The sequence below is a fragment of the Bacteroides sp. AF32-8BH genome, from assembly GCF_003435205.1.
GTDB lineage: Bacteria > Bacteroidota > Bacteroidia > Bacteroidales > Bacteroidaceae > Bacteroides > Bacteroides ovatus.
Window position 1 is genome coordinate 1 of record NZ_QVLZ01000079.1, and the last position, 12,099, is coordinate 12,099.

The window sequence follows — 12,099 nt, forward strand, 5'->3', positions numbered from 1 at the left end:
TGTATTTATAACCATAGAACAACCAAAACTAATCAGAAATATCCGAGTGTAAATCTTTAATTACCAGCATATTCTAAAATTTAACACTTTTCGGTTGCCATTTGTCGCTTCCCAAATTTCCACATATTTTTGAGACGTATTTCTGACGTGGAGAATTTGCGGGGCTTGTTTTTTGTCACACCGTGCAGACAGTTGACAAGGGTTTACAACCGTTTACGACAAGCGACAATAACCGCCCCGATATGCGGAAACAGTCACACTGTGTAGAAAAGCGACAATGGTTGACTTCCGTTCACATCCGTTTACCATTTCAGAGATATAGGATTGAAGAAATGAACCATTAAACGATAAAACGGTATGAAAGCAACCAGAAAATGCAGTTTTTGCGGCAAGTCCTTTGTAACCCGAAGCGGTATGCAAAGATATTGCAGTGAGGCTTGTCAGGCAGAAGCCAAACGAGCCAGAGTGATGCAGAAGAACAACCTCTTCAAAGTCGCCCAACCCTTGATGGAGATACAGCATCAGGAGTATCTCACCTTTTCCAAAGCAGCCATCCTCATGGGCTGTTCCCGACAGTACATTTACAAACTTGTAGCCATCGGCAAGCTGAAAGCCTCACGCATCAGCAACCGCATGGCATTCATCCGCAGAGCCGACATCGAGCAGATGTTGGAGGGCAATCCCTATCACCGCATCCTGCCCGGCAACACCTCCACACCAAGGAAATCATCTTCATCTTCCTTACCTGCCAAAAGAGAAAAAAGGGAAAAGGAAAGCGAAGAAGTGTTGGACTTCTATTCGGGCGAGGAGGTGATGTCCCTTTTTAAGGTAAAGCAGTCATGGCTTTACACTTCCGCCAAGCGTAACCATATCCCCATCTGCCGTATCGCAGGAAAGAACTATTACAGCAAGAAGCATATTGACGAGTTTTTCGGTGTGGCAGTTGATATTAGCGAAATTACCGACTGGCTACTGACCGAGGAGGTGGAGGAACTGTTCGGCATGAAGCCGACCGCACTCCGTGCCTACACCTATCGCCATAAGATACCCACTAAAAGAGAGTACGGGCGTACCTATTACTCCAAATCACATTTGAACGAACTCCGCAGAACTGACCTTGTGAACGATGAACGCTACTATACCGTTGAGCAGGTGCAGCAAATCTATGGTCTTTCGTCAGCCAACATCTGCCATATCGTCAAGGTGAAGCACATCGAAAAGATAAAGGTGGGTGTGAAAAACCTGCTTTTGCGCTCAGATGTGGAGCGTGTCATGGCTGAAAGGAACAAATAACCGTGAAAAATCGGGATTATCGAAAATTATTTCAAAATGATGTATCGTGGAGGTATTCACGGATATTTCACGTTGTTCCTTTGCCATCGGAAACATGGATACAACTCCAAAATGTATACAACCAATTAAAACATAATTATTATGAGTAAATGCAAAACAGTTACCTTGCGTAAGCGCAAGATTAAGAACGGGACACAGTATTCACTATGCCTTGACTACTATCCCGGCTACCGTGACAATGTCACCATGAGAGTGATTACACGTGAAGCCTTAGGAATTTACATCTTCGCCAAACCTGCAAACCAGCAGGAACGGGACTTCAACGCACGCATGATGAAGAAAGCGGTCATCCTGCGCAACCAGCGCTACGAAGCCATTTTCAATGAAAACAACGGCTTTTTTGACAAGACCAAGATGAAGGGCGATTTCCTTGCCTATTTCAAAGGACTGGCTGACCGCAAGAATATCAAGTGGCAGCACGTATACAAGCATTTCCAGCGGTTCGTGAACGGCAAATGCACCTTTGAGGAGGTGGATGTGGATTTGTGCCGCAAGTTCATGGAATACCTGCTTGATGCACCCCAATCCATCCACACCAACCAAAAGCTGCACATCAACTCCGCAGCAGGCTATTGGTCAACTTTCCGTGCCGTGCTGCACACCGCCTACCGTGACAGGAAGATAAAGGAGAACCCAAACGGCTTCTTAGACCGCATCGAGTGCATTCCCACCATCAGGGAGCATTTGAGCCAAGAGGAACTGATACGGCTTGCCGAAACACCCTGTGAGGAGGAGGTCTTGAAAAAAGCTTTTCTTTTCGCCTGTCTTACGGGACTGAGAAAGAGCGACATCAGACAGCTCACGTGGCAGCAGATACAACCATACACCAACGGCAGGATGTTCGTTACCACCCGTATGCAGAAAACCAAAGAAATAGTGCATAACCCCATCAGTGATGAAGCCTATGGACTGCTGGGAGAACGGGGCGAGGGACTTATCTTTGAGGATTTCAAGGACAAGATGCTGCAAGGACCACTCCAACGGTGGCTCACGGCAGCAGGGATAACCAAGAAAATCACCTTTCACTGTACCCGCCACAGCTTCGGAAGCCTGCACGTGGAAATGGGAACGGACATGGCTGTCATCCAAGCCTATCTCGGACATAAGAACATTACCACCACACAAATCTATTCCAAGATAGCAGCGCAGCAGATGTGTCAGGTGGTGGACAAGATAACCTTGAAGCGCAAGGAGGCATAAATGTCTCACATTGACAGGTATTCAGAGGGGCGGTTATGGCTACAAGGCTATAATCGCCCCTCTATGTTTTTGGCTTGATGCCACCATTTATAAGCCCCTCAGAGTATGAAACAGAGTATGATATGATGACATTTCGTGAAATACATTGAAAAAGACCGTTCTAACCGCAAATAACGGGCAGTAATTGGGAAAAATAGCATTAACTTTGCACAAAATAATACAGGAACATTCAATCTCTCAACGAAATATGGAATCATCAATCAAGGACAAATACATCATCTTGGGCTTTGTCGGCTTCGCCATCGTCCTAATATCTTCCATTGCCACGCTGGTAATAGCGGACAGCTTCAACCAAGACAACTTTGTCAGGTGGATAGTATTCGTATGCTGTAACCTGTTGGGATGGTTGCTCTATCTCTCCTTTCAGACACTTATCTTTGATACATACGAAATCTACAAAATCAAGTTCGGCAAGAAAGAAACGATTGCCGAAGCCATAGAGGTGCAGGAAGAACTGTCACAAAATACACTTGAAGAAGCCACATCTGTGCCTGGACCTACATCAGTCCCTGAGCCTGTACCCGAATCATCCCCGACAAAAGAAGAGACACTTATCCAAACACAACCGATAGAGCTTACTATCGCCCCGGATCTTCACGAAAAGAACCGTGCCAATTACGCAAGCAGAGAGCAACGGGAAAAGGAAGAGCGCATCCGCATGGTCATGGAGTATTGCCATTATTACCTGCCTCGCATTGCCGACCAAGAAACCGTGAACCACATCTGTACTGAGGTGGACAAATGGATGAATCTTAACACTTATACCCCGAAGCCCATACAAAGACCGTTTACCAAAGACATCAACAACATTCCACTCCGTCACTTCGTATGGAATATCTCTGAGCGTTTCCTGTACAAGAGATACTACAATGGGGATAACCGTGCCAAGTTCATCAAAGCCCTTTTCCCGAAATCGTTTGCTGATACAGACTTATCAACCATCAAGAATTTCAAGGTAGAGCCGTTAAAGACGGAAATTCCCATTGATGAACCCGAAAACGGCAAACTTGATTTCCACTATCCCGAGGATTATGTGCGGAATTAGGATAATCACGACACCAACGACAACCATCCGGTAACTCATAACCGCCTGTTTTACATCGTTTCCCGAGTAATTTTACCCGTCATTTATGGCTGGGCTTAATTATTCGGGAATTATTTTGCAATGACGTGTCGTGGAGATATTCACGGATATATCATTTCAGTCCTTTGCGCCAAGTCTTACAAAAGAGACGAGTACGCGAATGGAAAAATCAATTCTTACCTTCAACGACCTCCCCGAGGTTGTCGCTCAGCTTCGAGACGAAGTGATGAGCCTGAAAAGCCTGCTCGCCGAGCAGCGCAGTGTGAACAATGCCAAAACGGTGGACACCCACGTGCCCATGTCTGTGGACGAGGCAGCAGAGTATTTAGGTATCCCTAAGGGTACGCTCTACATGAAACTGTCAGAAGGGACAATCCCTGCCACCAAGCCCGGCAAACGCTATTGCCTTTACCGTGACGAACTGGACAAGTGGCTGGAAACCGCCCGAAAGAATCCCATACCGTTGTCAGACGAGGAACTGAACAAGTCCTTATCCTCTTCCCACCGTCGCAAGCCCAACCCACGTAACTGGTGAATGATATGGAAGAGGATAAGAACTATATCAACCTGATACGTGGCGACCTCACAAAAGCATCCCAAGCGCATAACGGTATGCCCGACAGTGTAGGCATGATGAATATCAAGACGGCAAACCAAACCATTCTTGAAGCATCGTTATTGCCTACGCCCCGTGCGCTGTGGGACAGCTTTTGGTACGAGGGGGAACTCTCCTGCTTGTTTGCCGATTCCAACGTGGGCAAGTCCATCCTTGCCGTGCAGATAGCCGACCGCATCGCCCGAACCGACAATGTGCTGTATCTGGACTTTGAACTGTCCGAAAAGCAGTTCCAGCTCCGCTATACCAACGAGCATGGAGAGCTCTACACCTTTCCCGACAAAATCTATCGGGTGTCTATTGACTGCAACCAGCTTTTGGATGCCAACTTTGAGGAAGCTATCATAGGCGGCATTGAACAGATGGCTGTGCAGACCGACTGCAAGATTTTCATCATTGACAATCTTACCTACCTGTGTTGCGCCATGGAGAAAGGCGATGCCGCAGGACGGCTGATGATTCAGCTGAACAATCTCAAAAAGAGATATGCGCTCTCTATCCTTGTCCTGGCACATACGCCCAAACGCTCTTTGGATTGTCCCATCACATCCAACGACCTTGCCGGAAGCAAACGGCTCTACAATTTCTTTGACAGCGTGTTCACCATTGGAAAAAGTGCCCAAGACGGAGGGCTTCGCTATGTGAAGCAGCTTAAAGTGCGCTATGGCACGTTCTCTCATGATGCGGATAATGTAATCGTTTACGAGATTGACAAGGTGGATGCTTTCTTGCAGTTCGTGTTCAGGGGCTATTCCACGGAAAAGGAACACTTGAAAAAATTGGGCGACAATGAATCAAGCCAAAGGGATTGCCAAATTCTGCAACTCTCCCAATCGGGCAAGTCCGTCAGGGAGATAGCCTCACAGGTGAATTGTGGCAAGTCCACCGTAAACCGTATCATCCAGCGCAGCAAAGAGAGTAAAAACGCAGGTGTCCCAAGTGTCCCACTGTCCCAACCCTTAGAGTGTGGGACAATGGGACAGGATGGGACAGCCGACAATCAACCATCAAAAACGGACTAAGCTATGGGCAATTATTCATTACAGAAGTATAAAGGAACGGCAACACGGCATACCTGCCCCAAATGCGGAGACAGGCATTCTTTCGTCTATTACGTGGACGAAAATAATGTGCCGTTGCATCCATCGGTCGGCAGATGTAACCACGAAAGCGGTTGTGGGTATCACTACACTCCGAAAGAGTATTTTCAAGAGCATCCTGAACACAGAACTACCAATGATTTCTCTTTTGACAGGCAAAGAGCAGAGCAGAAGAAAGTGAAGCAGCAAAGTAAGCCGACAGCCATCGGCTATATTCCCCCTCACTATGTGGAGAAGTCGCAAAGCGAGCGTAGCAATTTCTTCCGTTTCCTCTTCACACTCCTTACTTCCTACTATGGCGACAAGGCGAAAGAGGTGTTGAAGCGGTTGTTGGAGGAATACCGTTTGGGGGCTACCCGTGACGGCTCTGTTATCTTTTGGCAGATAGACAGGACGGGCAAGGTACGCACGGGAAAGGTGATGCAGTACAATCCCGAAGACGGACACCGTATCAAGGGAGGACAGACATCGGCAGTGAACTGGATACACAGCATATTGAAAAAGCAGCGTGTGTTGGCAGAGGATTGGCAACTATCCCAATGCCTTTTCGGGGAACACTTGTTGAAAACGCATCCCGACAAGGTGGTGGTCTTGGTGGAATCCGAGAAGAGTGCCGTTATCGGTTCTGCTATCTTCCCCGATTATGTATGGCTGGCTACGGGTGGTAAGAGTCAGATGAGAGAAGAGAAACTCCGTGTACTGTCAGGGCGAACCGTGCTTCTCTTTCCCGATGCCGATGCTTATGCCGAGTGGAAACAGCGAGCCGAGAGCATGTACTTTTGTAAGGTGGTGGTTTCGGACATCATCGAAAGGAATGCCACCCCGAAACAAAAAGAAGCCCATATCGACATAGCCGATTGGATTATCTTTCAGATACGGGAGGGCAAGGTGATGAGTACAGCCAACCACTTGGTCGAGGCTGAGAGAATCCTCCAGCGGATGATAGAGAAGAATCCCGTCCTGCAAAAACTGATAGACGATTTAGACCTTGTGCTGGTCGGTGCATCTCCAATCGGCAACGATGATGAAAAACCTCCCTGACGGAGGAGAGCGGAAGCCGTAGGCTGGAGTTTGCAGACAATGGCTTGCCATTGATATAGCCCACTATAACTACACGCTCCGCTTACGTAGTTGTGGGCTCTCCCGAGGGGATTAGGGTTTTACCCTAATGACCCACTCAGGGCGTTTCTCCCCTGAGAACCCAGAGCAAAGAGTGACCCTCTCTTTGCAATCTCCGCTTATGGGTTGCACCCCTAAGAACCCCATGCGTTTACGGACAGCGGAAAAGCAAACAATAAAGTACAAACCCAAAAAACAAGTATCTATGGCAACAAAATCAAGCATACATATCAAGCCCTGCAATATCGCATCGAGTGAGGCTCACAACAGGAGGACTGCCGAATACATGCGCCACATCGGAGAGTCCAGAACCTATGTGGTTCCAGAACTCTCCACCGATAATGAGCAGTGGATAAATCCCGACTTCGGCAGTCCGGATTTGCGGATGCATTATGACAATATCAGACAGATGGTAAAGGAAAAGACCGGACGTGCCATGCAGGAAAAGGAGCGTGAACGCAAAGGCAAGAACGGTAAAATAGTCAAGATTGCGGGATGCTCCCCCATACGTGAAGGAGTGCTGCTTGTCAGGTCGGACACCACACTGGCAGACGTGCGTAAATTCGGTGAGGAGTGTCAAAGACGCTGGGGAATCACACCGCTGCAAATCTTCCTGCACAAGGATGAAGGGCATTGGCTGAACGGTCAGCCGGAAGCGGAAGACAGGGAAAGCTTCAAAGTCGGGGACAGATGGTTCAAGCCGAACTATCATGCCCATATCGTTTTCGACTGGATGAACCACGAAACAGGAAAGAGCCGAAAGCTCAATGACGATGACATGATGCAGATGCAGACCCTTGCATCCGACATCCTGCTGATGGAACGCGGGCAGTCAAAGGCTGTCACTGGTAAGGAGCATCTGGAACGGAACGACTTTATCATTGAGAAGCAGAAAGCTGAACTGCAACGCATGGATGCAGCCAAACGGCACAAAGAAGAACAGATAAATCTTGCCGAGCAGGAACTGAAACAGGTGAAATCAGAAATACGCACTGACAAGTTAAAGAAGACAGCCACCACGGCAGCGACAGCCATAACTAGTGGAGTTGCTTCTCTTTTCGGGAGTGGAAAACTGAAAGAACTGGAACGTGCCAACGAAAAACTGCAAGACGAGGTTTCAAAACGGAACACCAATATTGAAAAATTGCAGAGCCAAGTACAGCAGATGCAGAAACAGCATGATACGCAAATCCACAATCTCAGAGAAATGCACAGGCAGGAACTTGACATGAAAGAAAAAGAACTGTCACGGCTCGCCAGAATCATAGACAAGGCTTTCAGGTGGTTTCCGATGTTCAGGGAAATGCTGCGCATGGAAAAGTTTTGTGCCATGCTGGGATTCTCTAAAGAAATGACTGAAAGTCTTATAGTCAAAAAAGAAGCCCTGAAATGTAGCGGTAAAATCTATTCCGAGCAACACAGGCGGAACTTTGATATAAAGGATGATATTTTAAGGGTGGAAAATGACCCTGACGATGAAAGCAGGCTGAACCTGACAATAAACAGGAAGCCGATTGCCGACTGGTTCAGGGAGCAATGGCACAGGCTTAGATATGGAGCAAGAGTGCCGCAACAGGAAGAAAGAAAAAGTAGAGGATTCAAATTATAATAGAAGCAATTTGATTAGTAATCTAAAAGCACTCCGATAACGATTAGAGTGCTTTTAGATTGTTTATCATTAATTATCAAAGCAAGTGCAGTTTAAGATTTTACTGAAGTTTGCATTAATAAAGAATATACTACAGCTGATATATGCGCAACATATTGTGACGCTTGTGATTCATTTCCCTTGAAATCCTTAACAAATACCGCTAAGGTATAACTGATATTATTAGGCAGACATATATAGGCAACATCATTGTGAGCTGCAAGAACACCATTTTCATTAACATAACCTGAACCTGTCTTATGCGCTATAACAACCCCTTCTTTATCAAGAAGTGGAGCTGCTATCCTATCTACACCTGTTTTGCATTCTTTTAACGTATTCTTAATGAAACTTTGTTTCTCATCATCGATAAGACCTTCAGTAAACAAACGATTCATCAACATTGCAGCACCAAGAGGAGATGTATAGTTAGAGTAAGCCTTGTTATGGTCAGCCGACATTTCCTCTTCCGTATAAGCTATCTGAAAACTTGAACGAGGAATGAGTGTGGCTATAAAACTATCTGTTTGAGCGACATTAACCATATCCTTAAACATAAGGTTGCTTGCATTGTTGTCACTCTGAGTAAGAGTATAACGCAGCAAATCTCTCACTGTCAATGATATGACTGGCCCTGAATAATCTTTCAGCATAGGACTCCAAGTCTTTGGGTCAAGTTTATCCCTATTTATATTTACTAAGGTATCAAGTGAAATTCCTTTATTGTCAAAGTCATTACAAAGAGCTAATGCCTGATGAACCTTAAACACACTCATCATAGGATAAACACTCTTATTATTGACCTTAACCGTATCTCTGTTATTAACAATAACCGCCACACCAATTTCGCCAGGACAAGCTGAGACAATTTGAGAAATGCTATCAGTCAAAACATTTGTTAAAGGAGGATTTGCGCTATCTTTTGTCGCTGATTTATGGAACAATGAAAATACCAAGATGAAAATGCAAACTAAAGCTATACTCAAAACTACGATTTGTTTTTTTCTGTTTTTTTCCATGTTTATATTATTTATATTTGTTTGACGAGAATATCTTTATTTGCCGACAAAGGTACATAACTAAAGTTTCCCACCCAAATAAATAGATAGAAAAATAACAGTTTGTCGAATTTTCTTTGTAAATTAGTAATCGCTAAAGAACTGATTTTAAAGACAAGACAACAAAACTGTTATGGAAGCAAAAATAGAGAAAATAAGTGAGTTATCCAAACTTTTGAGTGTTAAAACCCGAATGAGTGATGATTTATTTCATCTTTTTGGCAAGTTTGGCATCGGTCACCTATTATCTCGCCTTTCATTGGAGAAACAGGACGGAGTTTCGGCTTCGGAGTTGCTCCTCTCTCTTTGCCTCTTCCGCATTGTGGGCGAGAGCATCCATAGTATATGCAAACATAAGATATATGAGCTTTCAAATCATGGTAAGAACTGTTTCTATCGCATGATGATTCGCCCACAGATGGATTGGAGACGATTGATGAACCACTTTGCACTGCGTTATATGTGCCTATTGCGTAAGTATGGCGAAGTTCCTCAATCAGATACCACTACATGTTTCATTATAGATGACACCGTGCTTGAGAAGAGTGGTGTGAGGATGGAGGGTATCAGTCGTGTTTTCGACCATATGAAAGGCAGATGCGTATTGGGCTACAAGCTGTTACTTTGTGCCTTCTTTGACGGCAAGACAACTATACCCTTTGATTTTTCACTACATCAAGAAAAGGGGAAGCAAGGCAACTGCGGGCTGACTAGACAGCAACTCAAAAAGGCATATCACACCAAGAGGAACACCGGCAATCCTGATTATAAGCGCTTTCAAGAGTGTAAGATGTCTAAGCTGGAAGTTGCCATGGATATGCTTCGCCGTGGATGGAAGATGGGGTTACATGCGAAGTATGTGATTACCGATAGTTGGTTCACCTGCGAGCAACTTATGACATGTGTTAGAAGCATAGGTAAAGGGGCAATGCACTTTGTTGGACTTGCAAAAATGGGAAAGACAAAATACACTATATCGGGCAAAAAGAAAAATGCTGCAGAACTCATTGCCACCTATGAACGTGAACGAGGAAAGAACTGTCGTAAATACAAATGTCGATATATTCAGCTCAACGGCAACTTAGGAGATATACCTATCAGAATCTTCCTCATCAAGTATGGTAGAAACTCCGCATGGAACGTTCTGCTCACCACGGATACAACGATGTATTTCGTAAAAGCCTTTGAAGTGTATCAGATTAGATGGAACATAGAGGTGATGAACAAGGAGACTAAGCAATATCTCGGATTAGGAGGTTATCAAGGTTGTGACTTTAATGGTCAGATAGCCGACGCAACGCTGTGTTACCTTACATATACCGTCATGGCTTTGGAAAAGAGATTCACAGAATATCAAACCATGGGCGAACTCTTTTCGGATATGGAGGGTGATCTCATGGCACTCACGTTATGGAAGCGAGTTCTTACCTGCATCGAACGCATTCTTCGCATTTTAGGAGAAATACTTGGAATGACGCCCCAATACCTTATGGCTACAATCAGCGGAAACGACAAAGAGATGAGCAAAATCCTTGTAATGGCTGAAGCGTTGGAAAAATGGGACGAAGTATGTGGATAGTCTGCATAACTTCTGTTAGGCATGTGTTAACAGTCAATGGATATGGGGGAAGACAGACAAAGGAAAATGAGAAAAGTTAGTGTTTTAAGGGGTGGGAAACTTTAGTACATAACTTTACGGAAAAATATGTTTCTAAAATATATAAATCAGGGCAACCGCATCAAAATGTCAATAACCTGATAATCAATACTTGTCGATTTTGTATTAATAGGGATAAGTGGGGTGGATACAAGGATGAGAAGTTTCAACAATTTACAATATCCCCCCTTAAAAATGCATAATTTTGTATTTGTCTGAATAATAGCCTGTTGTCAAAAATCATGTTTCTTAAAAAATATTACCCGCAAGGGAAATTTGAATTATATGGGGCAAAAAATCAATTTTTATGGGGTAGTAGTTTCGATTTGGACCAATGGTTTTTTTAGGAAAATGGACAATAAGGGAGAGGAGGAGGTTGAAAACTACGTTTGTTTCCTAAGCTAACGTTATTTTGATGCGGTTGCCCTGTATATAAATAGACAGCTGTGGGGAAAATGTGGGGAAAAATTAGATAATTAAAAAGGCTAAATGACTGAAAATAATCACTTAGCCTTTTAATCCGTACCCAGACCCGTACTTCGTAATTGCTGCGCCCATCATTCAAGACTGTCAAATCGGGTCTTTCCTGTCAAGCCAATGATGCCTATGCGTATGCCAAACACATGGATTACGGATTTCTCGTTCCGTGAACAAACACTTTATCCGCAACTCTGCTATGTGGTGTATTGGCTTAACTCCATTTCTATGGGCAACACTTTTGTTGCAGATTTCAAGCAGCTTTTATCGAAATACCCATCAGTAAGAACTCGTTTATTAGGCTTTCCTCATAATTGGGAACAAGAGCCTTTGTGGAGATAAAATAATTGCCCTGTTTCTTAAAAAGCACTGGGGCAAACCAGCTCCGTCTTTAATTGTTTCCAATAAATGGATTGTTTCAAGCCCCTATAGAAAGAGAACAAAAATTCCTGTGTGAAAATTAATCTACGACAAGGAGCAAGCAAGGAGCAATATCAAACAAAAATCAATACCTTTGCAGTACATATGAGATAGACCAAAACAAAAGTGGAATATCGGAAACGAATAGCAAGGAAAAGAGAAGAAACGACCCAAGTTGATGTCCTTTTTGAGTTAATAATCAATAAAAGCGTTAAATCTTCACCTTTTAGAATGTGCAATTAAAAATAACAACCATATTTCTGACTTATTATCTATAAAATATTGAGTAATAATCGGTTGTAAATAC

Annotated in this window: 9 protein-coding genes; 8 read left to right on the forward strand and 1 reads right to left on the reverse strand. The window is 44.3% G+C overall.

What is annotated here, in order from left to right; genetic code table 11:
- Positions 1-357 precede the first annotated feature (357 nt).
- The 7 genes from tnpA (at position 358) to DWZ47_RS29345 (ending at position 8,141) form a co-directional block, all read left to right on the forward strand.
- Entirely contained in the window at positions 358-1,293 is a 936-nt protein-coding gene (gene tnpA, locus DWZ47_RS29315) for a transposon Tn4555 protein TnpA (protein WP_004292844.1), read from the forward strand.
- Positions 1,294-1,434: 141 nt separating this feature from the next.
- Positions 1,435-2,553, forward strand: a complete 1,119-nt coding sequence (locus DWZ47_RS29320; RefSeq protein ID WP_004338318.1) for a tyrosine-type recombinase/integrase — start codon at positions 1,435-1,437, stop codon at positions 2,551-2,553.
- Between the two features lie 247 nt (positions 2,554-2,800).
- A complete protein-coding gene (gene tnpC, locus DWZ47_RS29325; protein WP_004339687.1) occupies positions 2,801-3,658 on the forward strand; it encodes a transposon Tn4555 protein TnpC in 858 nt (285 codons plus the stop codon).
- A 199-nt stretch (positions 3,659-3,857) separates the two neighbouring features.
- Complete coding sequence (locus DWZ47_RS29330) at positions 3,858-4,232, forward strand: excisionase family DNA-binding protein (protein ID WP_004338328.1); 375 nt, start codon at positions 3,858-3,860, stop codon at positions 4,230-4,232.
- A gap of 5 nt (positions 4,233-4,237) precedes the next feature.
- Positions 4,238-5,335: an AAA family ATPase gene (locus DWZ47_RS29335; protein WP_004338330.1), complete on the forward strand. Its 1,098-nt coding sequence runs from the start codon at positions 4,238-4,240 to the stop codon at positions 5,333-5,335.
- 3 nt (positions 5,336-5,338) lie between these two features.
- The gene (locus DWZ47_RS29340; RefSeq protein ID WP_004292742.1) at positions 5,339-6,454 is read left to right on the forward strand and encodes a DUF6371 domain-containing protein; all 1,116 of its coding nucleotides are present in this window, start codon (positions 5,339-5,341) and stop codon (positions 6,452-6,454) included.
- Between the two features lie 283 nt (positions 6,455-6,737).
- Positions 6,738-8,141: a hypothetical protein gene (locus DWZ47_RS29345; RefSeq protein WP_004339684.1), complete on the forward strand. Its 1,404-nt coding sequence runs from the start codon at positions 6,738-6,740 to the stop codon at positions 8,139-8,141.
- A 92-nt stretch (positions 8,142-8,233) separates the two neighbouring features.
- Here DWZ47_RS29345 and DWZ47_RS29350 read toward each other — a convergent pair whose 3' ends face one another.
- Positions 8,234-9,199: a CfxA family broad-spectrum class A beta-lactamase gene (locus tag DWZ47_RS29350; RefSeq protein ID WP_004339683.1), complete on the reverse strand. Its 966-nt coding sequence runs from the start codon at positions 9,197-9,199 to the stop codon at positions 8,234-8,236.
- A gap of 172 nt (positions 9,200-9,371) precedes the next feature.
- Between DWZ47_RS29350 and DWZ47_RS29355 the strand changes: the two genes are divergently transcribed.
- Positions 9,372-10,817, forward strand: coding sequence for an IS4-like element ISBf8 family transposase (locus tag DWZ47_RS29355; RefSeq protein WP_008666177.1), 1,446 nt, complete (start codon positions 9,372-9,374; stop codon positions 10,815-10,817).
- Positions 10,818-12,099: the final 1,282 nt, after the last annotated feature.